This is a genomic window from Streptomyces radicis, from assembly GCF_003626575.1.
GTDB classification, from domain to species: domain Bacteria; phylum Actinomycetota; class Actinomycetes; order Streptomycetales; family Streptomycetaceae; genus Streptomyces; species Streptomyces radicis.
On record NZ_RBDY01000012.1, the window covers coordinates 1 to 24,924 of the forward strand.

The 24,924-nt window shown below is 71.9% G+C and carries 27 protein-coding genes; 9 read left to right on the forward strand and 18 right to left on the reverse strand.

Features of this window, described 5'->3' with window-relative positions; genetic code table 11:
- The coding region (locus D7318_RS17090) for a transposase (protein ID WP_147437739.1) at nt 1-294 on the forward strand (294 nt) is incomplete at its 5' end.
- Between the two features lie 364 nt (nt 295-658).
- Here the strand turns inward: D7318_RS17090 and D7318_RS17095 are convergent.
- Nucleotides 659-1,228, reverse strand: coding sequence for a TetR/AcrR family transcriptional regulator (locus tag D7318_RS17095; protein WP_120697983.1), 570 nt, complete (start codon nt 1,226-1,228; stop codon nt 659-661).
- A 223-nt stretch (nt 1,229-1,451) separates the two neighbouring features.
- On the opposite strand from D7318_RS17095, the gene D7318_RS17100 reads away from it, so the two are divergent.
- Complete coding sequence (locus tag D7318_RS17100; protein ID WP_120697984.1) at nt 1,452-2,780, forward strand: lipase family protein; 1,329 nt, start codon at nt 1,452-1,454, stop codon at nt 2,778-2,780.
- A gap of 74 nt (nt 2,781-2,854) precedes the next feature.
- Complete coding sequence (locus D7318_RS17105) at nt 2,855-3,541, forward strand: class I SAM-dependent methyltransferase (RefSeq protein ID WP_230423818.1); 687 nt, start codon at nt 2,855-2,857, stop codon at nt 3,539-3,541.
- Here D7318_RS17105 and D7318_RS17110 read toward each other — a convergent pair.
- Nucleotides 3,538-4,515: an aldo/keto reductase gene (locus D7318_RS17110; protein WP_120697985.1), complete on the reverse strand. Its 978-nt coding sequence runs from the start codon at nt 4,513-4,515 to the stop codon at nt 3,538-3,540. The two genes, D7318_RS17105 and D7318_RS17110, sit on opposite strands and share 4 nt — an antisense overlap.
- 193 nt (nt 4,516-4,708) lie before the next feature.
- Between D7318_RS17110 and D7318_RS17115 the strand changes: the two genes are divergently transcribed.
- Entirely contained in the window at nt 4,709-5,548 is an 840-nt protein-coding gene (locus D7318_RS17115; RefSeq protein WP_120697986.1) for an NAD(P)H-binding protein, read from the forward strand.
- Here the strand turns inward: D7318_RS17115 and D7318_RS17120 are convergent.
- From D7318_RS17120 to D7318_RS17160, 9 genes are all read right to left on the reverse strand, one after another.
- A complete protein-coding gene (locus D7318_RS17120) occupies nt 5,496-6,881 on the reverse strand; it encodes a geranylgeranyl reductase family protein (RefSeq protein WP_120697987.1) in 1,386 nt (461 codons plus the stop codon). The two genes, D7318_RS17115 and D7318_RS17120, sit on opposite strands and share 53 nt — an antisense overlap.
- 146 nt (nt 6,882-7,027) lie before the next feature.
- Nucleotides 7,028-7,510, reverse strand: coding sequence for an SAM-dependent methyltransferase (locus D7318_RS17125; RefSeq protein ID WP_120697988.1), 483 nt, complete (start codon nt 7,508-7,510; stop codon nt 7,028-7,030).
- Between the two features lie 10 nt (nt 7,511-7,520).
- On the reverse strand, nt 7,521-8,411 hold the full coding sequence (locus tag D7318_RS17130) for a hypothetical protein (RefSeq protein ID WP_147437741.1): 891 nt from the start codon (nt 8,409-8,411) through the stop codon (nt 7,521-7,523).
- A 417-nt stretch (nt 8,412-8,828) separates the two neighbouring features.
- Nucleotides 8,829-9,710, reverse strand: a complete 882-nt coding sequence (locus tag D7318_RS17135) for a helix-turn-helix domain-containing protein (RefSeq protein WP_120697990.1) — start codon at nt 9,708-9,710, stop codon at nt 8,829-8,831.
- A gap of 212 nt (nt 9,711-9,922) precedes the next feature.
- Nucleotides 9,923-10,195, reverse strand: a complete 273-nt coding sequence (locus D7318_RS17140; RefSeq protein WP_147437743.1) for a hypothetical protein — start codon at nt 10,193-10,195, stop codon at nt 9,923-9,925.
- On the reverse strand, nt 10,192-10,377 hold the full coding sequence (locus D7318_RS17145; RefSeq protein WP_120697992.1) for a hypothetical protein: 186 nt from the start codon (nt 10,375-10,377) through the stop codon (nt 10,192-10,194). The genes D7318_RS17140 and D7318_RS17145 overlap by 4 nt, the downstream gene beginning before the upstream one ends.
- 119 nt (nt 10,378-10,496) lie before the next feature.
- Nucleotides 10,497-11,723 (reverse strand): helix-turn-helix domain-containing protein, encoded by a 1,227-nt coding sequence (locus tag D7318_RS17150; RefSeq protein WP_120697993.1) that lies wholly within the window; start codon nt 11,721-11,723, stop codon nt 10,497-10,499.
- Nucleotides 11,724-11,964: 241 nt separating this feature from the next.
- Nucleotides 11,965-12,396 carry a PPOX class F420-dependent oxidoreductase gene (locus D7318_RS17155; RefSeq protein WP_120697994.1) on the reverse strand — a complete coding sequence of 144 codons (432 nt, stop codon included), beginning with the start codon at nt 12,394-12,396 and terminating at the stop codon, nt 11,965-11,967.
- A 49-nt stretch (nt 12,397-12,445) separates the two neighbouring features.
- Nucleotides 12,446-13,231, reverse strand: a complete 786-nt coding sequence (locus D7318_RS17160; protein WP_120697995.1) for an AraC family transcriptional regulator — start codon at nt 13,229-13,231, stop codon at nt 12,446-12,448.
- 104 nt (nt 13,232-13,335) lie between these two features.
- Here D7318_RS17160 and D7318_RS17165 point away from each other — a divergent pair, with 104 nt between their 5' ends.
- The 3 genes from D7318_RS17165 to D7318_RS17175 all read left to right on the forward strand — a co-directional run bounded on the left by D7318_RS17165 (nt 13,336) and on the right by D7318_RS17175 (nt 14,789).
- Nucleotides 13,336-14,145, forward strand: coding sequence for a phytanoyl-CoA dioxygenase family protein (locus tag D7318_RS17165; protein ID WP_183091469.1), 810 nt, complete (start codon nt 13,336-13,338; stop codon nt 14,143-14,145).
- Nucleotides 14,146-14,177: 32 nt separating this feature from the next.
- The gene (locus tag D7318_RS17170) at nt 14,178-14,474 is read left to right on the forward strand and encodes a hypothetical protein (RefSeq protein ID WP_120697996.1); all 297 of its coding nucleotides are present in this window, start codon (nt 14,178-14,180) and stop codon (nt 14,472-14,474) included.
- Nucleotides 14,475-14,549: 75 nt separating this feature from the next.
- Nucleotides 14,550-14,789, forward strand: a complete 240-nt coding sequence (locus D7318_RS17175) for a hypothetical protein (protein WP_120697997.1) — start codon at nt 14,550-14,552, stop codon at nt 14,787-14,789.
- Between the two features lie 111 nt (nt 14,790-14,900).
- On the opposite strand, the gene D7318_RS17180 is transcribed toward D7318_RS17175, so the two are convergent.
- Nucleotides 14,901-15,647, reverse strand: coding sequence for an SGNH/GDSL hydrolase family protein (locus D7318_RS17180; RefSeq protein ID WP_120697998.1), 747 nt, complete (start codon nt 15,645-15,647; stop codon nt 14,901-14,903).
- A gap of 309 nt (nt 15,648-15,956) precedes the next feature.
- Between D7318_RS17180 and D7318_RS17185 the strand changes: the two genes are divergently transcribed.
- Nucleotides 15,957-18,203: an MMPL family transporter gene (locus D7318_RS17185; RefSeq protein WP_120697999.1), complete on the forward strand. Its 2,247-nt coding sequence runs from the start codon at nt 15,957-15,959 to the stop codon at nt 18,201-18,203.
- Here D7318_RS17185 and D7318_RS17190 read toward each other — a convergent pair.
- Genes D7318_RS17190 through D7318_RS17205 form a run of 4 tightly spaced genes read right to left on the reverse strand, consistent with a single transcriptional unit; the run spans nt 18,176 to nt 21,525 of the window.
- Nucleotides 18,176-19,390 (reverse strand): cytochrome P450 family protein, encoded by a 1,215-nt coding sequence (locus D7318_RS17190; protein WP_120698000.1) that lies wholly within the window; start codon nt 19,388-19,390, stop codon nt 18,176-18,178. The two genes, D7318_RS17185 and D7318_RS17190, sit on opposite strands and share 28 nt — an antisense overlap.
- Nucleotides 19,333-20,604 carry a cytochrome P450 gene (locus D7318_RS17195; RefSeq protein ID WP_120698001.1) on the reverse strand — a complete coding sequence of 424 codons (1,272 nt, stop codon included), beginning with the start codon at nt 20,602-20,604 and terminating at the stop codon, nt 19,333-19,335. Before D7318_RS17195 ends, D7318_RS17190 begins: the two co-directional genes overlap by 58 nt.
- A complete protein-coding gene (locus D7318_RS17200; protein ID WP_230423820.1) occupies nt 20,601-21,200 on the reverse strand; it encodes a GTP-binding protein in 600 nt (199 codons plus the stop codon). The genes D7318_RS17195 and D7318_RS17200 overlap by 4 nt, the downstream gene beginning before the upstream one ends.
- Nucleotides 21,178-21,525, reverse strand: a complete 348-nt coding sequence (locus D7318_RS17205) for a DUF742 domain-containing protein (protein WP_113685748.1) — start codon at nt 21,523-21,525, stop codon at nt 21,178-21,180. Before D7318_RS17205 ends, D7318_RS17200 begins: the two co-directional genes overlap by 23 nt.
- Nucleotides 21,526-21,686: 161 nt before the next feature.
- Between D7318_RS17205 and D7318_RS17210 the strand changes: the two genes are divergently transcribed.
- Complete coding sequence (locus tag D7318_RS17210; RefSeq protein WP_120698002.1) at nt 21,687-22,895, forward strand: RNA-guided endonuclease InsQ/TnpB family protein; 1,209 nt, start codon at nt 21,687-21,689, stop codon at nt 22,893-22,895.
- A gap of 56 nt (nt 22,896-22,951) precedes the next feature.
- Here the strand turns inward: D7318_RS17210 and D7318_RS17215 are convergent, their stop codons facing one another.
- Both D7318_RS17215 and D7318_RS17220 read right to left on the reverse strand, forming a co-directional pair.
- Nucleotides 22,952-23,371 (reverse strand): roadblock/LC7 domain-containing protein, encoded by a 420-nt coding sequence (locus D7318_RS17215; RefSeq protein WP_120698003.1) that lies wholly within the window; start codon nt 23,369-23,371, stop codon nt 22,952-22,954.
- Nucleotides 23,368-24,858 (reverse strand): ATP-binding protein, encoded by a 1,491-nt coding sequence (locus tag D7318_RS17220; RefSeq protein ID WP_147437745.1) that lies wholly within the window; start codon nt 24,856-24,858, stop codon nt 23,368-23,370. The genes D7318_RS17215 and D7318_RS17220 overlap by 4 nt, the downstream gene beginning before the upstream one ends.
- Nucleotides 24,859-24,924: the final 66 nt, after the last annotated feature.

The window sequence follows — 24,924 nt, forward strand, 5'->3', positions numbered from 1 at the left end:
CTGCCCGCATGCTGGCTGCTGGCCGAATGGCCCGCCGCCGAGCACGAACCGGTCCAGTTCTGGCTGTCCAACCTGCCCGCCGACACTCCGCTGACCACGCTCGTCCGGCTGGCCAAGCTCCGCTGGCGGATCGAGCACGACTACCGCGAGATGAAGCAAGCACTCGGCCTGGCCCACTTCGAAGGCCGCACCTGGAAGGGCTGGCACCACCACGTCACCCTCGTCTCCGCCGCCCACGCCTTCTGCACCCTGCAACGGATAGCTCTCTCCCCAAAAGAAACGGCGCCAGCCTGAGCCTCTACCAGGTCATCCGCGAGTTGCAGACGCTCCTCGCGGTCTGGACCGGCGCCTGCCCCACCTGTCACCGTGACATACCCACACCCATACCAACCTGACCAAGCACTACTAGGGTCTGCCGGGGATCACATGGCGGCGGAGCCCCTGCGGGGCGAGGGAGTCCAGGATGTCGGCCGGGTCGAACGCCTCGCTCGGCGCGAGCACGCCGGGGGCGCGCCCCCGGCCGCGTCCCTTCCGTGGCGAGCCGAACCGCCGCCTCCGCCGCGCCGATCGAGGTGAAGCGGTGGGTTCCGACGTCCTCGGCATACGCCCTGGCGCCGCCGTGCGGGCCCGTGACATCGGCCTCCGTCAGGTGACCCGTTCATGAGCGGGTCACCTGGCGGAGGCCGTCGATCGCCAACTCCAGGAGGCGGCGGGCCTGTTCCTCGCCCTCGGGGTCGGGGGGCACGCGCCACAGGAAGCCCATGAGCAGCAGCACATCGGCCGGGTCGAGGCCGGGGCGGACGCCGCCGTCCTCCTCGCACGCGCGCAGCAGGGTGCCCACGGCGGCGGTGACCGGCGCGTAGGTCTCGTTCACCGCGTCGCGGGCCGCCGCCGTGTCGAGCGCCTCGCCGAGGCCGTGCTTGAGGCGGACGTAGTCGGCGAGGCCCAGGAACCACCCGCGGAACGCGTCGAGCGGGGCGTGCGCCGCAAGCAGGTCCGGGACGGAGTCGACCAGGCGCCGCACTTCGTGCCGGTAGACGGCCAGGACCAGGTCCTCGCGGGTCGGGAAGTGCCGGTAGAGCGTGCCAGCGCCGACGCCCGCGCGCTTGGCGATGGCGTTGAGCGACGTCGTCCCCGACTCGGCGAACGCGTCGTGGGCGACCCGGAGGATGTGCTCCCTGTTCTTGAGCGCGTCGGCGCGCGTGGGCTCGTTCGCGGGCTCGGACACGGGGCTCCTCCGGGTCGGGGGCTGGGGCACCTGTTGAACGGAGAGCGCCCCGTTCCGTTCATGAGCGACGGAGAGTTCTCCGTTTCAACCCTACTCCAGGAGTCCCCCTGGCTTCCGCGCCGAATCCGACGTTACCGCTCCGTAACTTACCGGCGGGTTACCCCCGTACGGCCCCGGTGCTTCACTGCCATCAACCTGGCAACGGCGCGAGGAAGGTCCCCCCATGTCACCCTCATCCGGCCCGCGTTCGACGCTCACCCGCCTCATGGCCACGGCCGTGGGGCTCGGAACGGCCCTGGCACTCCTCCCGGCGTCCGGGACGGCGACCGCGACCGCGACCGCGGCCCCGTCCACCGTCCCCGAGTTCTACGATCCCCCCGCCCAACTACCGGACGCCGACGGCGCGTTGATCCGTACCGAGCCGCTGACGCTGGGCGTGCGCCTGCCCGGCCCCGAGGGCCCGCTGCCCGGCACGGCCACCCGGCTCATGTACCGGTCGACCGACGCGGGCGGGCAGCCGATCGCGGTGACCGGCGCCTACATCGAGCCCGCCGCGGACTGGGCGCACGGCGGCCCGCGCCCGCTGGTGGCGCTGGCCCCCGGCACCATGGGGCAGGGCGACCAGTGCGCGGCCTCGCTCGCCCTCGAGACCCCGCTCGGCATCGACCTGGGCGGCGGCTCGATCTCCTTCGGCTACGAGAACCTGGCCGTCTACCGCTTCCTGGCCCGTGGCGTCGCGGTCGTGGTCACCGACTACGCGGGCCTCGGCACCACGGACCGCGTGCACACCTATGTCAACCGCGTGGACGAGGGCCACGCCCTGCTCGACGCCGCCCGCGCGGCCCGCGCGCTCGACGGGACGTCGCTGACGGCGGACTCGCCGGTCGGCCTGTACGGCTACAGCCAGGGCGGCGGCGCCACCGCGGCGGCGGCCGAGCTCCAGCCCGTCCACGCGCCCGAACTCCCCCTGGTGGGCAGCTATGTGGGCGCGCCGCCCGCCGATCTGACCGAGGTCATGGAGGGCATCGACGGCAGCGCGCTCGCCGGGGCGATCGGCTGGACGATCAACGGCGCGGCCCACACCGAGCCAGGGCTGGGCGCCGTCATCGAAGGCCACCTCGACGACGACGGGCGCGAGGCGTTGAACGGCACGGCCACGATGTGCGTGGGCGACGCGATCCTGCGCCACGCGTTCGCGGACACGCGCGACTGGACGACGACGGGGCGTTCCGTCGGCGAGATCGTCGCCGCCGAGCCCGAGGTGCGGGCGTTCCTCGACGAGCAGCGCATCGGCGAGCGCGCGCCGACGGGCCCTGTGCGGGTGGCGACGGGCGTCGAGGACGACATCGTGCCGCATGCCCAAGCCCGCCAACTCGCCACGGACTGGTGCGCGTTGGGGGCGGACGTCAGCTACGCGCCGATCCACCTGCCGGGCCTGGGCGACGGGACGCTGCTCAACCACCTCGCGCCGCTCATCACCGACCAGGGCGCGGCGATCTCCTGGCTGACCGACCGCTTCAACGGCGAGCCCACCGAGGGAAGTTGCCCCTGAGGCCCGCGCGGCGGGGCCCACGGGGGGCCCGCGGCGGGCCCACGGCGCCCCACAGCCGTGCCAGAATCGGCCGCGTGCACGCGCCGCCCGACGCCCCCTGGCCCGTCCGTGCGTTGGGGAGGCTCAACGCCGCGTACCCGTGGAGCCACAACCACCACTACCACCGCTGGATCATGCGCCAGGTCCCACGGCGGTTCGGGCGCGCGCTCGATGTGGGGTGCGGCAGCGGGGAGTTGGTGCGGCTGCTGGCCTCGCGGAGCGCGATGGCCCGGGGCATCGACGCCGACCCGCGCATCGTGGAACGCGCGCGCGAGGCGACCGAGGGCGGGGCGAACGTCGAGTACGCCGTCGGCGACGCGCTCGGGGATCCCGCGGCCAAGGGGCCCTGGGATGTGATCACTTCGGTGGCCGTGCTCCACCATCTGCCGCTCACCGAGGCGTTGGAGCATCTGAAGGCCCAACTCGCCCCAGGCGGCACGCTGATCGTGGTCGGCTGTCACATCCCCGCCACCCCCGTCGATCACCTGCTCGGCGCCGTCGCCGTCCCGCTCAACCCGCTCATCGGCGTGGCGCGCAACCGGGGGCGGCGGCCAGGGCGCGTGCCCGTCGCCATGAGCGCATCGACCGAGCCGCCCACCATGACGTTCCACGAGATCGCCGCAGAGGCGCGACGCGTGCTGCCGGGGGCCGGGCTGCGCCGCCGGGTGTTCTGGCGGCACACCCTGGTGTGGCGGCGGCCCTACGGCGGAGCGCCCCGTTAGAAGCCCTCGGGGTCGCGCGGGGTGTACGGCTCGGAGAGGCGGGTCAACTCCTCTTCGCTGAGAGTGAGTTCGACGGCTTCGACGGCCTGGGTGAGGTGTTCCGGCTTGGTGACGCCGACGATCGGCGCGGTCACGGGGGACTGCTGGAGGATCCACGCCAGGGCGACCTCGGCGCGCGTGACGCCGCGCTCATCGGCGATCGCGCCGACCGCGTCGACGATCGCGCGGTCGGACTCGACGGCCTGGCGGTACATGCGCGACCCGAACGGGTCGCTCTCGCTGCGCGGCGTCGCCGTGTCCCACGGGCGGGCCAGTCGGCCCCTGGCCAGCGGGCTCCACGGCAGCACGCCGATGCCCTGGTCCGCGCAGTAGGGCAGCATCTCGCGCTCCTCCTCGCGCATGAGCAGGCTGTAGTGATTCTGCATGGAGACGAAGCGCGTCCAGCCGTGCAGGTCGGCGGTGTGCTGCGCCTGCGCGAACTCCCATGTCCACATGGACGAGGCGCCGATGTAGCGCACCTTCCCCGCGCGCACCACGTCGTGGAGCGCCTCCATCGTCTCCTCGACCGGCACGTCGTGGTCGAGCCGGTGGATCTGGTAGAGGTCGATGTAGTCGGTGCCGAGGCGGCGCAGGCTCGCGTCGACCTGGGTGAGGATCGCGGCGCGCGAGAGGCCGCCGCCCTTGGGGCCCGGGCCCATGCGGCCATACACCTTGGTGGCGATGACCACCTCGTCGCGCGGGGCGAACTCGGCGAGCAGCGCGCCGGTGATCTCCTCGCTGGCGCCGAGCGAGTAGACGTTGGCCGTGTCGAACGTCGTGACGCCCGCCTCGATCGCCGCCCGGATGAACGGGCGTGATTCATCGAGCCCCAGCGCCCAGGAGTGCGTGCCGCGGGCCGGATCGCCGAAGCCCATGCAGCCGAGCACGATGCGTGAGACCTCGAGCCCCGAGGCCCCGAGCCGGGTGTACTTCATCACCGCTCCTCTCGTCCTGCGGCCCGAGTGCCGCGTCCGTGGAGAACGTTAGCCCCGGCCCACCGAATCGCCCCGGTAGGTGGGCCGCGGTCCGTATGATGCGCGGGATGAGGCGGGTGATGAGGCGGGTGAAGGTGGACGCCGGGTCGGCGTTCATGGGGCACGCGGCGCGCGCGGCAAGGGGAGGGGACGCGTGAGCGAGGCCACCGTGCTGGTGACCGGGGCCACCGGAACGATCGGCGGCCGGATCACGGCGGGACTGCTGGCCGAGGGCCGCCACCGGGTGAGGGCGGCCAGCCGCGGCGGCACCGCCGCCGAGGGAGCGGCGCGGCCCGTCCGCTTCGACTGGTACGAACCCGCCACCCACGCCGCCGCGTTGGAAGGCGCCGACCGGGTCCATCTCATCGCGCCCATCGGCGACCCCGAGCCGGCCGCCGTGATGCTGCCGTTCCTCGAACAGGCCCGCGCCGCGGGGGTGCGGCGGGTGGTCCTGCTCAGCGCCTCGCTCGTCGAGTCGGGCGACCCGGGGCTTGGCGAGGTGCAGGCGGCGTTGCCCCAACTGTTCGCCGAATGGGCGGCGTTGCGGCCCTCCTGGTTCATGCAGAACCTGATCGGCGACCACCACCACGCCCGCACCCTCCGCGACGAGGGGCTGATCCGCACTGCCACGGGTGAGGGGCGGGTGGGCTTCGTCGACGCGGACGACATCGCGGCGGTCGCCGTTCGCGCCCTGAGTGACGAGCGGTCCCCCGACGCGGAGTTGGTGCTCACCGGGCCCGAGGCGCTGAGCTATGCCGAGGTGGCCGCGGTGATCGCCGAGGTCACCGGGCGCGACATACGCCATGTGGCGGTCTCCGCCGACGAGTTGGGCGAACGGCTCACGGCGGTGATGCCGCCGCGCTTCGCCGCCCTGCTCGCCGCCATGGACCGCGCCATCGCCGAGGGCGCCGAGGACCGCACGACCGACGCGGTCGAACGCGTCACCGGCCGCCCGCCGGGCGACTTCCGCGCGTTCGCGGCGCGCGCGTGGTGACCGGGACGACGCGCACCGCCGCGCTCAGCGCGCGGTCGACGGCGTCGCCGCGGTCGTCCATGAGGTTGGTCAGCAGCCGGATCACCACGCGCATGGTGGCGGGCGAGGTCACCACGCGGCGGGAGACGAACGACGCCAGCGCGGGCCGACGGAGCAGCGCGGCCCAGCCGTTGCCCAGGCGGTAGTAGCCGCCGTTGCGTCGCTGGATCTCCCTCGGGTACCGCTGGAGGATCCGCTCGCGCCACGGCCCTGCCGGGCGGGCGAGGGCGTACACGGCGGTCTCCGCGGCGACTTCGCCCGACTCCATGGCGTAGGGGATGCCCTCGCCGTTCCACGGGGAGACCATGCCGCCCGCGTCGCCGACGAGCAGCATGCCGCGCGTGTAGTGCGGCAGGCGGTTGTGCCCCATGGGCAGGGCGGCGCCGCGCAGGGGCCCTTCGGCGTTCTCCTCGCCCCTGAGCCCCCAGCCCGCCGGGGTGCGGGCGAGCCAGGTGTCGAGCAGCGCGCGGGTGTCCCAACTCCCCTGGGAGCGTTGGCCGATGACGCCGAGGCCGACGTTCACCCGGCCGTCGCCCATGGGGAAGATCCAGCCGTATCCGGGGATCAGGGGGGCGCCGTGGCGCTCGCGCAGGTCGGCCCAGATGTCCAGATAGGGGTCGTCGTGGCGGCTCGGGGAGCGGTAGTAGCGGCGGATCGCGGTGGCCATCGGGCGGCGGGTGACGCGGGTGACGCCGAGCGCGACGGCAAGACGGGTCGAGACGCCGTCGGCCGCGATGACCAGCGGGGCCTCGCACGTCACCGGCCGTTTCTCCGGGCCCACATGGGCGCGGACGCCGCGCACCCTGCCGTTCCTGTCGAGCACCGGCTCCATGACCTTCGCCGAAGTCCACAGCCGCGCCCCGGCCTTGACGGCCTGGCGGGCGAGCAGCTCGTCGAAGTCGTGTCTGCTGCGGGTGAGTCCGAATCCCGGGAAGCGGGCGCTCTCCGGCCAGTCGATCTCCACGGCGAGCCCTGACGCGTAGAAGCGTACGCCGCTGTTCCGCTGCCAGCCCTCGGCGTCGATGTCGACGCCCATGCCGATCAACTGCCGCACGGCGCGCGGCGTGAGGCCGTCGCCGCACACCTTCTCGCGCGGGAACTCCGACTTCTCGAGCAGCAGCACGTCGACGCCGTGCCGGGCGAGGTGATAGGCCGCCGAGGAACCGGCGGGCCCCGCGCCGACCACGATCACATCGGCGACGGCGTCGGACGGCGAGGCGGCGGACAGGGAAGCCGCGGACGGCGAGGCGGCGGACGGCGAGGCGGCGGACGGCGAGGCGGCGGACTCGGACATGAAGGCACCCCTTTCGCACGTCTCCCGAAGCTACCCAGCCCCGCGGGGGCCGACGCGACCCGGCGAAGCACCCCGGGCGCACCCCACGGGCGCACACCCCTCACCACACCCCGGAGCGCGCGCCCTCACACGCGTGCTTCCTCAACTCATCGCGGAGGAGAGAAATAGTCGGCCAGCATCTCCGTAGGCCAAGACGGCTGACGGACGTTGCCGCGTGGTCCCATCTCGACGAACCACGGCTTGATGTCCAACACGGGCGTGCCGTCCACGGCGTCCAGCTCCTCAACGTGGAGGTCGAGACCGTCAACTCCCAGGAGCCGACAGCGTGACACGCCCAACCAGTTGAGCCGCCGCATGTTGCGGTGGGCGAAAATGCCCCCGGCGGGCCAGGCGGGGTTATCCCTTGGCCGTCGGGGCTCGGCGTGCACATCAGTTGGGTCGGTGAGGTGAAAACGGAAGACAACCTCGATATGCGAAAAGGCATCGAGACCGACCACCGCCCCGGGAGTGAACCTCTCACCGTCAATTCGGATGATGGCGCGGCTGCCGCCCCAGTAGTCATCGCCGGGTTCAGATCGGCCACCAAAGACATGGGCGACGGGTACGACGGTGAACAACTCGTCTGCCATCACATGCTCCTCAGGCTGATTCTGCCAGGTAGGTCGCGGCGCGCCGGTCCAGTTCGGCCACGGCTGAGACGCCGCGCCCACGCATGGGCGAAAGCGCACTTCGCATGTCTGTGGCGATGCGGCGAGTGCGCGCCGAGTGGATCCCCTCCATGGCACCGAGGGCGCGGGACCACGTGACACACGCCTCCTCGATTGCTCCTCGCCTGGCCTGGACGGCGCCGAGGTAGCCGAGGGTCACGGCGTGGGTGCGGGTAAAGGTACTGGCCTTGCGGGTGCGGACGCTGCGGCGGAACTCGCGTTGCGCACCCGCCAAGTCGCCGGTAGCGGCCAACGCACGGGCGGTTTCGTGAGCCAAGCTGGCTTCACTGAAAAAGAACACGCGCCCCGGTTCGTCGTCCCCCGCGTCGGCAGCGGCCAAGTCATCCTCGGCGCGAACGAGCCAGGTGGCAGCAGCTCGCCTCTGGCCCGCGGCAGCCAGCGCGCGGGCGTGCACAATTCCGAGAAGGGCGCGTTCCCGAGGGGCGGCCGAGGCGTATCGCTGCCCTTCGACAGCGGCCGATGCCAGACGCACCGCCTCTCTCGGATGCCCGAGGTCTACCGCTTGGTGGGCCATCGCCCGCAGCACGTGGCCAGCCAGGGGCGGATCGTCCGCTTCGGCGGCGAGGCTGACCGCGAGCGTGAAGTAGTGCTGAGCCACGGCGTGCTCACCGTTGTCGAACGCCATCCAACCCGAGAGATAACTCAACTCGGCGGCAGCCGACACCATCTCCCGGCGCACGCGCGCGTCGGTGAAGTGCCCCCTCAACATAGGACTGACGTCCGAAACGAGGTACTGCACGACGGCGGTACGGGCGTGGCCGCCGCCGTGACGCTGATCGGCACGCGAGAACAGCGACACCATGTCGCGAACGGGGGCAAGGTCACCGGGGCCCACGCGCCGCCTACCAACTGTCGTGCGTTCCTCACCTCGTTCGGCCATGCTCGACCACCAGGTCTCATCGGGCAGAGCAAGGGCAGCAACCGAGTACGAAGCTGCACGTAGTGCCTGCCTACGCCGCATTTCCAAGTCAATGCCTCCGAGATCGGCCTCACCAGAGTATCCGTAGCCCAGTTCGCCGGTGTTCTGTCCGCTGCCCCGCCGAGCCCGAGGGCAGCCGGTGTCAGCACGCGGCCGAGAAGCCGAGACAAGGCCTCAGCGATGGATCACGATCAACCGGCAAGCTCACTCGCCGTGCTCAGCTTCTTCCAGCGCGTCACGCGCCTCGCGTGGGACTCGGAGCGCGAGGACTTGATCCACACCGCTCCCGTTACATCAACCTCATTCGTGGGTCCTTGCCAGTTCCGTGAGGAGGCTCCTGGAGGCCTCCACGCTCAGTGACATGTTCCACATGTCGGTGAACGCCGCGTCGTACCGGGCGATCTCGTTCGGCCGGTCGAGATAGAGGTCGCCCGTGTACCTGTCGGCGTAGACGGTGGGTGGCTCGGTCTCCTTGCCGTCCCCGTTGAGCGGGAACCGCAGGACGAAGAACGACCCGGAGATCAGGCCCGGGTGGGGCCCTGCGTCCGTGGAGATCACCCGGATCGCCACGTTGTCCAGCGTGGAGACCTCGGCCAGGTGGCGCAGCTGACCCGCCATCACGGTGCCTGCGCCGACCGGACGGCGCAGCAGTGCCTCGTCCAGCACCACCCGGAGCCGAGGCGGGGCGGTCACCCGGGTGACCAGGCTCTGCCGCGCCATCCTCAGGCGCACCCGGCGCTCGGTCTCCTCCTCGTCCGCGTCAGGATGAGCCGCCCGGATGATGATCCGTGCGTACTCCTCCGTCTGGAACAGTGCGGGCACCAAGCGCCCTTGGTAAATGGACATCTGGGAGGCGGCGCCCTCCAGGCTGCTGAAGACGTCGAACCCCTCCGGGATGATGTCGCCGAAGCTGTGCCACCAGCCCCGGGCCCTCGACTCCTTCGCCAGGCCCACCAGCGCCTTGGTGGTCTCCTCCGACGCGCCGTAGATCCCGCACATGGTCTGGACGTCATGGCCGCGCGTCGAGGTGAGCCCCGACTCGATCCGCCACATCTTCGCTTCCGACCATTCCAGTTTCCTCGCGGCCAGTTTGAGGGTGAGCCGCGCGTCGGTGCGCAGCTCCCTGAGGTGCCGCCCGAGTTGGCGCCTCGGAACGGTCGACCCCGGCATCGCTTCCCCCATCAAACTCCTTCCCTCATTCCATGTCGTAGGGGTGGCCCGGCACCCCGGGCAGTGGGTGCCGGGCCGGGTGCCCCCGGGGGCGCACGCAGGGGACCGGGCGCCGCCGAGGGCGGGCCGCCCGGGCCAGCCACCCGGGCGGATGGGAACCCCTGCCGCCGTCCGGGCCGCACCCGTCCCCAGCGGGACAGCCGCACAGACGACGACAGGGGGGATCAGGGATGGCCGCGCACGCGGTCGGCCAGATGCGGCGGACGGTCGCGCTCGATCTCATCCGCCCTCGCCATCGCGTACAGGCGGCGCACATGATCCAGGCAGGCGAAGGCGTCTGCCGTCGCCAGCCCATCCGGACCGCACGCGGACACCGGCCCCACCCAGACCACCATCTGAACGCGCTCGGGATCGCACCCCAGCCAGCACCGGCCCATCACCAACTGGTCGGTACCACGGCCCGGATCGGGCGCGGTGAGGCTAACCGTCTCGATCACCGCCCACCGCCAGCGCACACATGCCCGGCGAGCGACGGGACCAAGTCCCGGCAGCAGAGGCACTGCTCAAGCGCCGTCGCGGGCGGGCACTCCCGCCCCACGATCACCGTGACCGGCTCGTTATCGGACAACGGCGGCGGCGCGGGAGGCAGATGCTCGGGCGCCTTGCTGCGCGTCTTCATGGGGTACTCCTTGGGGGAGGAAGTACCCAGAAACTACGGGGGGTGACGGCCCATCAACAGGCACGCTGCGTGGCCGCCCGGCTACACCGCACGCCCAGTAGGTACACGTTCCGTGTACCTCACTGCACGCTCAGGAACTCCCCCAGCTCACGCTGCTCACCGTTCAGCGGCGCGCGCCGCCGCTTCCGCGCAGCGCGATACACATCCCGCGCCAGCGACTGGTGCCGCAGCCACTCCGGCGTGGACGCGCGCAGGCGACCCAGCACGTGGAACGCCCGGTCCGTACTGCGCCCCCTGGCCTCCGCCAAGGAGACATCAAGCATGTGCCTGTGTCGGTTGTCCGAGGTGAGCGGGATGTCCTTCGGGAGCCGCTCGGACAGCGCGAGCACACGGTCGTAACGGCGCGCGATCATGTGGTTCTCAATCCCCATCAACGCCACGCTGCTCCAGTCGAACCGGCCGTAGCTGTGCCAGTCGATGGCCGTGGCGCTACCGAGGGCGGTCGCGGCGGCGCGCGACAGCCTCAGCAGGTCACGCGCCTCGCTGTCCTTGTTGTTCCGGGCGGCAGACGTGGAAGCGCGCAGCAGCAGGCGCCCCCACAGCCCCAATTCGGCGCGCGTCGCGCGCGACAGGCGGGGCTCGATGGCGTCCGCCGTCGCGATCGACAGGCGCTCGGCCTCGTCGAACCGGGACTGCCGTAGCAGCGTCCAGCCCTGGAGATAGACCCCGGCCGCCGCCATCAACTGGTCCTCGGCGGCGAGCGCGTCGCGCACGGCGGCGGCGAGCGCGGTGTGCCCGAGGTCGTAGGCCCGCACCTGCGTCAGGTATTTCCCGGCCTCCAGCAGCGCAGTGGCACGGACGGCGAGCGCGGCGCGGTGCGCGGGACCGGAGTCGAACCAGCGCACGGCCTGCTGCGCGGCAGCGACGGCCCCCGGGAGCGCGGCCCCCAACGCACGGTAGTCGTCCCGCTGGTACAGCTGGGCGATCGTCCGGAGCGTTTCGCGCAGCGGCTCCAGCTGCACCTCTTCGCCGATGTCGCCGAGCTCCGGGAGGCCGGTGATGCCGACGGGCGGTGAGATGACCTGCCGAAGCGGCATCAGCGCGATCGTTCGATCGCCCGCGTGCACGTCGGCGCCGACGTGCAGCGGCTCGAACAGGAACGATGTCTGAACTCCGAGGGCGCGGGCGACGGCGTGGTAGGTGTCCACCCGGCATGTGCCGCCGCGCTCGATCTTCTTGATCACACCGACGCTGACCTCGGCGCGCTCGGCAAGCTGCTCCTGGGTGAGTCCCAGATCGTCGCGTGCCCGTCGCACCCGCCGCCCGGTTACGTTATCGTCGTCCATGACAGAACCCCGTCCCGTGCTGCTTGCTCGTCACTTGCCAGCATAGGGCGGGGATTTGCTGTGTGCGCAGAGACCGAGGGCACTCACCCCCAGGCATGTCGAAGCGCCCCCGCCCGCGGCCCGAAGCCCGAGTTCTAGTGATCGTCGCAACACCCGAGATCCGGGAGACGCGATGGCCTATGAGATCCGCCAGGACCGCTCACCGCAGGGACGCGAGAAGGCAGGCGGGCGGGCGGTGGGGTCAGCGGATGCGGGCGCCGTACACGTGGTCCACCGTCATCGTCATCAGGACCCGGCGGTCGGACACCATGACCGAGCGATATTCATCCCAGTCCGGGTGCTCGCCCGCGGCGCGGCGGTAGTAGTCCACCAGGGCCTCGACCTCGGGGCCCGCGGGGTCGGTGCCCGGTCCCGTCAAGGTCGCGACGCCCTCGGCCGTGGCCCAGGACCAGCCGTCGGCGCTGGTCACCTCCAGGGTGGCGCGGGGGTCCCTGCGCAGGTTCGCGGTCTTGGCGCGGCCCTCGGTCATCGAGACGAGGATGACCTCAGCGGCGCGGTCGTAGAAGGGCTGGACGGGCGAGAGTTGGGGGCGCCCGTCGGACTTGATCGTCGCGAGCACGCCGAGCCTGCTCTCGGCGAGCAGCGCACGCGGGTCGAATGCGGTGGCGGTCATGGGGGCATCATCGCCCCTCACATCGGTGAGAAGGTCAAGGGGCGCGCGGCTACGGGGTCGGGGGGAGGGCGCCGGCGGCGCGGATCGTGCGGGGGGAGGCGCCGAGCTCGCGGCGGCAGATCTTGTTGAACGACTGTAGGTCGCCGATCCCGACCGACGCCGCGACCGAGCGGATCGGGAGGGTGGTGGCGCGCAGCAGGTGGCCCGCGCGCTCCATCCTGCGGCGCCTGATGTGGGCCACCACCGTGTCGCCCGTCTCGGCGCGGAAGAGGCGCGTGAGGTGGTTGTGCGAGACGCCCGCCGCGCGGGCCACGACCGGCACGGTCAACGGCTCGGCCAGGCGCGACTCGATGTGCGCCATCGCGGCGGCCACGGCCCGGTGCCCGCCGCCCTCCGCGTCGGGCGCGGGGAGGTGGGCGACGCGCCACAGCGCCGACCAGATCTCCGCCGTGGTGCGCGCCGGGGCCTGCGGGGCGGCGGCGATCGCCTGGAGCAGCTGCGCCGAGAGCGTCGCGGCGTGCGCGCCCGCGTCCTGGACCGCGGGGACCTGCCGCGGCTCGCCGGTGAGCGGCAGCCGCAGGTGCGCGTACAGGTGCTCCGAACGCCCCCGGTACTGGTAGCGCACCAGCGTGCCGGGCGGCACGAGACTCACATGGCCGGGGCGGATCGTGTACGGGGTGTCGCCGACGATCAGGCGCGCGGTGTAGCGGTAGAGGTGCAGCTGCCACAGGTCGGGCAGGCGGAACGTGTCGTGCGCGCTCGCGGTGCCGTGCACGCCGACGCCGATGCCGACCACGCGGGGCGGCTCGTCGAGCCGGACCTCGAACCACTGCATGGTGAGAATCTACCAGCGGTGGTGAACGCTACCCATGGTCCGGCGGGTGGGATGCCCCTAGCGTTGGGGATAGTCAACCACCGACGACCGGAGAGTGGACCCCCATGACCGCACACCTGCTGACCTCGGCGCAGATGGCGCGCTTCGTGGCGCACGGCTTTCTGCGCCTCGACGCCGTGGTGCCCGACGACCTCAACGAACGGGCGGTGGACGTGCTCACCGCCGGGATCCCCGCCGTCCCCTACGGCACGCCGGTGGCGGAGGCGTTCCCCGAGGGGTCGCTGCCGCGCCGCCTGGTCGCGGTCCCCGAGGTGGCCGGGGCGCTGCACAGCCTCGTGGGCCCAGAGCCGCGCATCGACCACCACGCCGTTCATGTCCGCGAGCCGGGCCAGGGCAGCGCGCAGCCGCTGCACGGCGACGCGATCATCGACGTGCGCCCCGACGCGTTCGACGTCCAACTCATGTACTACCCACGGGAGGTGACCCTGGCGGCGGGCGGAACGCTCATCGTGCCGGGCAGCCATCTGCGGCGGACCAACGAGAGCGACACCGGCCGGTACCAGAACATCAGGGGCCAGCACCGGCTGACGTGCCCCGCGGGGACCGTGGTGATCCTGCACCACGGGCTGTGGCACGGCGGGCGGCGGAACGACGGCGGCGAGCGCCGCTACATGTTCAAGATCCGGTTCAACCCGACCGTGCGGCAGCGGCTGCTGTGGGACACCCGTGACCTGGCCGATCCCGCGGTGGCCGAGGAGCTGCGCACGCAGTTCCCGTGGTACGAGCAGGCGACGGGGCGGCTCGAGCTGCACAACAGGGTCAGGCTGTGGCGGGCGCTGACCGGGGACGACACGTTCGATCTGGACCACTGGGTGACGCGGGTGACCAACCGGCCGACCCGCGCCGCCGCCTGAGGCCGCACACCATCGTTGAAAGGGGATCGTTCATGAGTGGCACGGAGCTGCGCCAACGGGTGCTCGTGCTCTATCTGTCGACGTCGGCGCTCGACAGCCCGACCGTGGGCTGGGCGAACTACGACGGCACGGGCGCCACGTCGCCGACCACGGGGGACGGGGACGAGCCGCCCTACCCCGACGGGGTCGCGGCGCTGCGGGACGGGTGGCGGCTGATCCAGGCCGCGCAGCTGATCCCGCCGTATCCGGGGCACGAGTACGACGTCTCGTTCCTCAAGCATGAATTCCTGTTCGAGAAGCTGGTCGAGGCGCCGGGCCGGGCGGCGTGAGAATCGGCGGCCTGAGCGGCGGCGACGCCGTGAGCAGCGGCGTTTGACGCGCGGGGGCATGGGAACCCGGGGGCGATGACCCATCCACCCCCCGAACCCGTGCCCCCTGAGCCGACGCCCCCGCCGGGCCCAGGGCCCGAGCCGGGGCCGCTGCCAGGACCCGTGCCAGGGCCCCCTCCGGCGCCGCCGCCTGGGCCCCCGCCCGAGCCGATGCCGCCGCCCGAGCCCGACCCGGTGCCGCCGACGCCTCCTGGGCCCGACCACCCGGAGCCCAAGCCGCAGCCGCCTCCCCCGCCGGTGCCGCCCCCGACGTGAGGGCCGACCCGGGGCCGTGACCTGGTCGAGTCGCGGGGCCCGCTGACGAGGGGGGCGGGTCGGCCGAGGCGGCCCGGAGCGGCAGGACCGACGCGAGCGGCGCGCGAACGCTCACAGCACGGCCGACACCGCCGGGTACCACGCGTCGGCGATCTTCCGGATCCCCGCGTCGTTCGGGTGGACCCCGTCATAGGTGTCGGTCGCCGTGTCGAAGCCGGTCCACTGGTCGACCACCGTCACGGGGGACGCGGCCGTGGACAGGTCGGCGGCCCAGCCGGGGATCGCGGCGTTCAGCTCGACCACCCGCTGGGGGCAGGGGCCGCACGCGCTCGCCGCCATCGGGATGATCTGCGCGACCAGCACCGTGACCCCGGGGTTCTGCGCGCGCATCTGGCCGACGAGCACCGTGAACGCGTCGAGCACGGCCTGTGTCGTCCTGGCGCTCCACACGTCGTTCGTGCCGAGGTGCGTCAGCACCACATCGGGCCGCGCGGCCGCGAGCCACGGGGGCAGCTGGTTCTGCGCGGCCATGGCGGTCGCGAGGATCCCGCCGTGGCCCTCGTGCTCACCGTCGTGGGGGAAGCCGCAGCCCTGGGGCGCCTGGCTGCCCACGAAGTCCACATCCGTGAACCCGGCCGCCTGGAGGTCCTGCCACAGCAGGGCCCGCCAGCAGCCGGGCGAGCCGGTGATCGAGTCGCCGAGCGGCATGATCCGCACCGGCGCCTGGGCGGGGATCTCGGCGGGCGTCTCGGCGGAGCGCGCCGAGGGCGCGAGGACCGTCGCGAAGACGGAGAGGAAGAGGGCGAGAACAAGGCCGACTCGGGCGGAACGAGACGTACTTCTGGCAAGGGCTGTCATCGAAGGCGCTCCTGAGCAGGAGGAAGCGCCGCCGGACGCGCGAACCGTCCCGTAGGCCCGCGCACAGCCCCCTCCGGTGGCCCCGGCATTGTCCTGCGCACGCCAAGAGCGTTTCAACGGCGCGAAACGGCCATGAACGCCATCTGATCCGCTGAACGCCATGTGATCCGCGTCTCCCCCGGCGCCGCCATGTCACACACGCCCCCCGCGCGCCCGTCACCCCTGTGACGGGCCGACCGTGTGACGGGCCGAACCCGCGAAGGGCCACCCCGTCGGGCTGCCAGAAGGAACGCAAGGGAGAGACCATCCATGCTCGCGAAACTGTCCGGCTTCCTGCCCCGGCGCCGCCGGGCCGTGCTCCTCGTCGCCGTGCTGCTCGCGCTGGCGAGCGCCGCGCTGAGCGCCACCCTCTTCGACCGGATGAAGGCGGGCGGGTTCGACGACCCGACCGCCGAGTCGGGCCGCGCCGCCGATGCGCTGGCCGAGGACTTCGGCCAGGAGGACATGAATCTGGCCCTCCTCATTCGGGCCGAGTCCGGCGTGGACTCCCCGGAGGCCAGGGCCGCGGGGACCGCGCTCGCCGAGCGGCTGGCGAACGACGACGGCATCGCCGCCGTCACCTCCTACTGGGCGACCGGCGCCCCCGGGCTCCGCGGCGAGGACGGCGACGCGGCGCTCGTCCTGGCCGCCATCGAGGGCGACGACACCGAGGCCGAGGACCGGCTCACCGCCCTTGAACCGCGTTACGAGGGCGAGGCGGACGGCGGCCTCCACGTCGAGGTCGGCGGCTCGGTCGCGATCAACAAGGAGCTGGGGGAGATCAGCGAACGCGACGCGGTGCGCGGCGAGTTGATCGCGTTGCCGATCATGCTCGCCGTGCTGGTGCTGGTCTTCGGCAGCCTGGTGGCCGCGGCGATCCCGCTCATCACCGGCGTGATCACCATCCTGCTCAGCATGGGCATGCTCTGGGTGCTCGCCGGGCTGACCGACGTCTCCGTCCTTGCCGTCAACGTTGTCACCCTGCTGGGCCTCGGCCTCGCGGTCGACTACAGCCTCCTCATGGTCAACCGCTATCGCGAGGAGATCGCGGCCGGACATGAACGGTCAAAGGCGCTGCGCATCATGATGACGTCGTCGGGCCGCACCGTGATCTTCTCCGCCGTCACCGTCGCCGTCACCCTGGCGGGCCTCGCGTGGTTCCCGCTGCTCGCGCTGCGTTCCATCGCCTACGGGGGCATCGCCGTCGCCGCGCTCACCGCCGTCGTCACCCTCACCGTGCTGCCCGCGCTGCTCGCGCTCCTCGGCCCGCGCGTCGAGGGCGGCCGGACGCGCCGCAGGTCCGCCCCGGGGGTCAACGCCCCGCTGGAGAACGGCTTCTGGCACCGCCTCGCCTCCTTCGTCATGCGCCGCCCCCTGCCCGTCGCCACCCTCGGCGTGCTGTTCCTGCTGCTGCTCGGCTCCCCGTTCCTCGGCCTGAGGATGGGCACCGCCGACGAGCGCGCCCTGCCCGAGTCGTCCCAGAGCCGCCAGGTCGCCGAGACGCTGCGCGCGGAGTTCGACGCGGGCGAGAGCCAGACCATCGACGTCGTCGTGCCCGAGGGCATCACCGAGGCCGAACTCACCTTCTACGCCGCCGACTTGTCCGCCCTCGACGATGTCGCCCGGGTGGACACCGCGAGCGGCACCTACGTCGATGGCGCCCAGGTCGCCGACCCGGGCCCCGCGCACGCCCGCCACGCGGCCGACGACGGCGGCGTCCACCTCGCCGTCGTGCCCGAACCCGTCGGCAACGCCGCCGTCGAGGACCTGCTCGCCGAGGTCCGCGCCGCGCCCGCGCCCGACGACGCGCTGGTCGGCGGGCGGATCGCGATCGGCGTGGACGGCATCGAGGCCATCACCGACCGCATCCCCGTCGCCGGGATCACCCTGGCCGCCGCGATGCTGGTGCTGCTGTTCCTGCTGACCGGCAGCGTTCTGCTGCCCTTTGTCGCCATGCTGCTCAGCGCGCTCGGCCTGACCGCCACGTTCGGCGCGCTGGTGTGGGGTTTCCAGGACGGCAACCTCGCCGGGCTGCTCGGCTTCACCGAGACGGGCGCGGTCGTCGGCACGGTCCCCGTGCTGCTGTTCGCGATCGCCTTCGGACTCGGCATGGACTACCAGGTGTTCATGCTCTCCCGCATCCGCGAGGAGTACGAACGCACCGGCTCCCCCACCGAGGCCGTCGCCCTCGGCCTCGAGCGCATGGGCCGCATCGTGACCGCCGCCGCGGTCGTGCTGTCCGTGGTGTTCCTGGGATTCGCGATCTCGGACATCTCGTTCATGCAGGCCCTCGGCGTCGGCGCGCCGCTCGCCGTGCTCATGGACGCGACGCTCATCAGGGGCGCGCTGCTGCCCGCCGCGATGCGGCTCGGCGGCCGTGCGATGTGGTGGCTGCCGCCCGTACTGCGCGGCGTGCACCGGAGGTTCGGGCTGAACGAGTCCGCGGCCGACGAGCCGCGGACCCGGAACACCGGGGAACGCGAACAGGCTCAGCCGAGCACCACGGGAATCCGCTGATAACCGTGGGCGATGAATGACTCGATCGGCGTCAACTCCGTCTCCGCGAGCCGCAGATCGGGGAACCGCTCGAAGAGGGCGGGCAGCGCGATGCCCGCCTCGAGACGGCCGAGGGGCGCGCCCAGGCAGTGGTGCGCCCCATGGCCGAACGCGACATGCTCGTGGGACGTCCGCGTCACGTCGAACTCCCGCGCGTCGGGCCCGTGCAGCGCCGGGTCGGTGCCCGCCGCCGCGTAGAAGATGAGGATCGCGTCACCCTTGGCGATCACCGTGCCGTCGTCCAGGGTGATGGGCTCGACGGCGTAGCGCAGCGGGACCGCGGTCACCGAGGAGACGGCGCGCAGGGACTCCTCGACCACGTCGTTCCAGCTCGCCCTCCCCGCGCGGACCAGGGCGAGCTGGTCGGGGTGGCTGAGCAGCGCGTGAACGGCGTTGCCCAGCAGGTTGACGGTGGTCTCGTGGCCCGCGGAGAGGACGAGCAGCAGGGTGTGGACCAGCTCCTCCTCGCTGAGCCGGTCGCCCTCGTCGTCGCGCGTGGCGATCAGCAGGCTCGTCAGGTCGTCGCCCGGGTGCTCCCGCTTGAGGGCCACAAGGCGGGCCATCTGGGCTATCTGCGCCTGGAAGTTGGCGAACGCCTCCTCGGGCGCCACCGAGGTCTTGAACGTCACCTCGACGCTGTCCCGCAGCTCGTCGCGCTCCTCGTCGGGCACGCCGATCAGCTCGCAGATCACCTGGATCGGCAGCGGGTGGTTGAACGCCGCCCGCAGGTCGACCACGTCGTCGCGCGGCCCGGCCGCGAGCCCGTCGAGCAGGTCGGCGGTGATGGCCTGTATTCGCCCTGTCAACGCCTTGGTGCGGCGCGCGGTGAAGGCGGGCGAGACCAGGCGGCGCAGCCGGTTGTGGTCGGCACCATAGGCCGTGAACATGTTCTGGACGGCGACCCACGAGAAGAACGGCCACTCCTGGGGCACCTCGCCTGCCATGAACGCCGGCCAGTGCTGCTTCGCGTCCTTCGACACGCGCGGGTCGGCGAGCAGCTTCTTGACGAGGTCGTGCGTGACGATGGCCCACGCCTCGTAGCCACCGGGCAGGACCACGCGGCTCGCGGGGCCTGTGGCGCGCAGACGCTCTATGTCTCCGGGGATGTCCTTGGCGGTGGGGTCGAGGACGAACGGCTCTCGTGCCACGGGTTGGTTCCCTTCTGATCGGGTGCGATCGGGGTGAAGCGGGCGGGCAGAGCGGTCAGGGCCCGGTGGAAGGGCCCTGGTCGCCACGTCAGCTGGTCATAGGGAACGGTCAGGCGGATGTCGCACAGCCAACTGGTGAGCCGGTCGATCGCGGTGGCGGCGATCAGCACGGCGGGCTGCTTGGCCGGGCAGGCGTGGGGCCCGGCGGCGAACGACAGGTGCGCGCCCGTGTCGGAGCGCGGCCCGGCGGGCAGCTCCGAAGGGGCGGTGTTGGCGGCGGCGTACGAGATCAGCACGGGGGTGCCCGCCTGTATCCACGTGCCGTGCAGGTCCACGTCCCGGCGCGGGAAGTGGGTCGAGAAGTTGAGCATGGGCGGGTTGTTCCACAGCACGTCCGTGATCGCGTCCGTCGCGGTCAGCGCGCCGCTCGAGACCGTGCGGTAGTAGCGGTCGTCGGAGAGCATGCGGGCCAGGGCGTTGGCGATCAGGTTGGTCGTCGGCTCGTGCCCCGCCGACATCGTCATCATGATCTCGTCGATGACCTCCTGGTCGGTCAGCTCGACCGGGTGCTCGAGCAGCCACGAGGTCAGGTCCTGGCCCGGCTCCTTCTTCTTGAGCTCGACCAACTCCCGCAGATAGCCGTCGAAGTCCGTGATCGCGCGGTTGGCGGCCTCGGGGGACTCCGCGTCGAAGAAGGCGGCCATCGCCGTGGCCACGCGCTCGCTGTACTCGTCGGACATCCCGAACAGCGCGTTGAAGATCAGCAGCGGCAGCGTCCTGGCGTACTCGGCCAGCAGGTCGGCCTCGCCCCGGTCGGCGAAGCCCCTGATGAGCGAGTCCGACAAGCGGTGCACCAGGTCGCGCAGCTCGAACGGCTCGATCAGCGCGAAGCTGTCGTTGATCGCCCTGCGGTAACGGGCGTGCACCTCGCCGTCGTTGAACAGGAGGTTCTGGCGCCAGGTCATCATCGGCGCCACCGGGCTGTCAGGGGGGAGGTTGTGCTGCCAGACGCGCGGGTCCTTCGAGTAGGTCCCCGGGTCCTGGAGCACCTCGAGGGCGGCGCGATAGCCGATCACCAACGTCGCGACGACGCCTGGCGCCAGCTCGACGGGCGCGCAGGCGCCGAACTCCCGCAGCTTGTCGAACACGGCGTACGGGTCGGCCGCGTAATCAGGGCCGTACAGCGGCACAGGGCGCGTTGCCTCGGTGGTCACGACTGCTCCATGGCGGGAAGGTTCAGCAGGTGCTCGGCCAGCGCGAGCAGGGCGTTCAACGATGTGGTCCGGTCGCGCGCGTCGCACGCGACCAGCGGGGTGTCGGGCGACAGGTCGAGCGCCTGGCGCAGGTCGTCCTCGGGATAGGCGGGCGAGTCGGGGAACTCGTTGAGCGCGACCGCGTACTTGATGCCCTGCTCCTCGATCATGCCCATCACCTCGTACGAGTCGGCGATGCGGCGCGTGTCGGCGAGGATCAGGGCGCCGAGCGCGCCCCGCGTGAGGTCCTGCCACAGCGCGTGGAAACGCTTCTGGCCGGGCGTGCCGAACAGGCACAGCGCCAGGTCGTCCCCCAGCGAGATGCGGCCGTAGTCCAGGCCCACGGTCGTCGTGGTCTTGTCGCGCACCCCGTGCAGGTGGTCCACGACGGCGCCGGTGGCCGTCATGACCTCCTCCGTCTTGAGCGGCGGGATCTCCGACAGGGTGCGGATGATCGTGGTCTTGCCGACGCCGAAGGGGCCACTGACGATGACCTTGACCAACTCCTGGTCGGGATTGCGCAGATGAATGCCTCTACTGGAGGGCGCGGAGACCACGGATCACCCTTTCAAGGAGTTGCGTGTCGGGCTGCTCGTCGAGGATCAACGCCGCCGGCGCGCGCACGATCAGCAGCCCCTGGTCGACCAGGTCGCTGGCGAGGACCTTCACGAAGCTGACGGGCAGCGAGAGGTGGGCCGCCACCTCGGCCAGCGGCAGCGCGCCGTCCCCGAGGATCTCCAGCACCCGCTGCTCGGCGGGTGACACATCGGCCGGGATCGTCTCGACGGCCGCCCTCAGCACGGTCAGCCGGTCGAGGACGTTCCGGGTCGGACGGGTCCGGCCACCGGTCCACACATAGGGCGGAATGAGCCGCCGGTTCATCAGGGCTTTCCTTCGTGGATACCCCGGCCTTCGGGCCGGGGAGGAAACGAAGCTCCTGCGGAGCAGGGCAGGAGAAGCCGGTTCGCCGCCGGGGCGGACCGGCGTCCGCCGCCCACCGGTCGACACCCGTCACTCACATGGGAGCTGATAGGTTGTGAAGCGTGGCGCGGCAGGTCAAGCGGGCGTTCAAATACCGCTTTTACCCCACGGACGGGCAGGCGGCTGAGCTGTCGCGGACGTTCGGCTGTGTCCGCCTGGTGTACAACAAGGCGCTGGAAGAACGCACCCGGGCCTGGCACGGCGAGCAGCGCCGGATCTCCTACGCGCAGTCGTCCGCCGCGCTCACGGAGTGGAAGAAGACCGGGGAGCTCGCGTTCCTGGGCGAGGTGTCCTGCGTCCCGCTCCAGCAGGCCCTGAGACATCTTCAGACGGCCTTCACCAGCTTCTTCGCCAAGCGCGCCAAATACCCTCGGTACAAGTCCCGGAAGAGGTCGAGGGCGTCGGCCGAGTACACCCGGAGCGCCTTCACCTGGCGCGATGGACAACTGACGCTCGCGAAGATGAGCGGGCCGCTGGATATCCGCTGGTCGCGTCCCCTGCCTCAGGGGGCGGAGCCGTCCACCGTGACCGTGTCCCGTGACGCGGCGGGCCGCTGGTTCGTGTCCCTGCTGTGCGAGGACACCCCCGCCCCGGTCCCCGCCACGGGTGCGGCGGTCGGTATCGACGCGGGCATCACCTCGCTGGTGACCCTGTCCACCGGGGAGAAGATCACCAATCCCCGGCACGAGCGGCGTGACCGTACGCGCCTGGCGCGCGCGCAGCGCCAGCTGTCCCGCAAGGCGAAGGGCTCGAACAACCGTGAGAAGGCCCGCCGTAAGGTGGCCCGTGTTCACGCCCGGATCGCTGACCGGCGCCGGGACTTCCTCCACAAGCTGTCGACTCGGCTCGTCCGTGAGAACCAAACGGTCGTGATCGAGGACCTCACCGTCCGCAACCTGCTGAAGAACGGGCGTCTCGCGCGCGCCATCTCGGACGCCTCGTGGACGGAGCTTCGCTCCATGCTGGAGTACAAGTGCGCCTGGTACGGGCGTGACCTCGTGGTGATCGACCGATGGTTCCCCAGCTCCAGGCTGTGCGGGGCCTGCGGCACGGTCCGCGAGAAACTGCCGCTGAACGTCCGCGTGTGGACGTGTGAGTGCGGCGTGGTGCATGACCGCGATGCGAACGCGGCACGCAACGTCCTGGCCGCCGGGCTGGCGGCAGCAGCCTGTGGAGACGGTGTAAGACCTCAACGGGAGTCCTCCCGGACAGGGCAGTCGTCGGTGAAGCAGGAACCCCAGCGGGCGACCGCTGGAACCCCCCGCCTCTAGGCGGGGGAGGAAGTCAAGGAGTCTCCCTTGCGTGTGGCGACGGGACCGGCCGGGGATCAGCGCGCAGTGTCGGTCCTCGGCGGGCTGACCATGGCCTTGCCCAGCGTCTGTACCTGCTTCTGCATCTCGTAGGAGACGTTGTCCATCGCCACCCCTGGCCCGGTGAACACCGCGAGATAGGTGCCCTCGGCGGCCGGGATGACGAAGACATAGCCGTCGAACGCCTCGACCATCACCTGGCGCAGCGGCGAGTCGTCGCCGTAGTACGTGAGCGCGGTGCCACGGGCGGAGGCCAGGAGGGAGGCGAGCACGGCGGACAGCTTCTCCGCCGTCTCGTTGTCCAGGCCCGAGTGCGCCTCGAAGAACCCGTCCGCCGTGACCACCATGGCGTGCTGGACGTCCGGCACCTCGAGGATGGGCGTCAGGACGAACGAGAGGTCGATCCTCGGTTTGGTGACGGGGACTCGGGCGTTCATCGGCTATCCCTTTCGGTGTCGTCCTCGGAGCCCTGGCCTGACGGGTCGTGGCCGGTGGAAAGCTCGTGGCCGTCGGGCAGGTCGTGTCCGTCGTCGACACCGTCGTCGACACCGTCGTCGACCGAGCCGCCCGCCGAGTCGCCCTCGTCGGGGCTGACCGCCCGGCCCTTGGCCATCCCGCGCTGGAGCGCGCCCATGCGGGCCGCCGCCTCGTCGGGATCGCGGAAGCGCCGGTCGGCCGCGCCGCCGGAGGCGCCTGGGGCAGCCGTGCGGCGGGAGCGCGCGGGGCGCGCGGGCCGCTCCCACTCCTCGTCCGCACGCCGGTGCCGACGCTGCGGCAGCGGGGGCGTGCTCGCCCCCGGGCCGACCGCGGCGGCGGGCCGCGCGGGGCGGGCCGCCGGGGCGGGCACGGGCAGCTCGTCCTCGTCCGCCTCGGCCAGCAGCTCACTCGGCACGAACACGACCGCCTTCACCCCCGCGTACTGCGACGGCTCGACGGAGACGCCGATCCCGAACTGGCGACACAGCTCCCCCATGGCCGCGAACCCCGACCTCGGGGGGTCGCCGAGCTCGGCGAGGTGGATCTGGTCGCTGCCCGACAGCAACCGCCGCGCCCAGCCGAACTCGTCGGCGTTCATCCCGATGCCCGCGTCGTTCACCACGATCACCGCGCCATTGTGCGCCTGGTGCAGCGAGACCTCGACCGGCAGTGAACCGTGCGAGTGATACACGGCGTTGGCCATCAGCTCCGCCACGATGATCGCCACCGGCTCGGCGGCGCGGTCCACGACGGCCACCGCGCGCGGCAGGTGGTCGACGATCTGCACGCGCTCGTAGCTGGGGATGCGGGAGCTCGCGCCCATCACCAGCGCGCGCAGCGGCGACTTGGTGCGGACGAGGCCCGCGCCGGCGCCGCACACCACACGCGTCACCTGGAGGCGGCGCAGGATCTGCTCGTTCAGATAGTCGAGGGCGGACAGCTGCTCCGCCAGGTCGGGGTCGTCGTACTTGTGGAGGAGCTCGTCCACCGTGGTCTGCATCTGATAGCACATGGTCTGGAGCTTGGTCGTGGCGCCGCGCATCGCCGCCTGGGCCGCGCCGTCCACCCGCCGCCGCTCGCTGACCAGCGCGTCCGACACACCCGACACCACCGAGGCGAGCGCCTTGCCGCCCGCGCTCTCCTTGAGGTTGGCGTGCAGCGGCTCGGGCACCTTCACATGGGAGTGCCGCAGCGCCTTGGCCACCGCGGGCAGCCGCTTCACGGCGAGGTGCTCGGCCTCCTCGGCCAGCATCCGCTCACGGCCCAGCAGCTCGGCGACCTGGCCGCGCAGCGCGTCGAGCTCGGCCTCCACGGCCGAGAAGTGCTGCCGCTGACGGGCGTCGGCGCGGCGTTGGCTCCTTCGCTGGCGCAGCCAAAGCCCCGCGAGCACCACCGCGAGCGCGCTGCCGACCATCAGACAGACGGCCCATGCCGCCGGTATCTCCATTCGCGTGCACCTCAATACCGTTGGGGCGAACCCGGGGAGGAGCGGGCGCACAGCGTGGCACCGTGC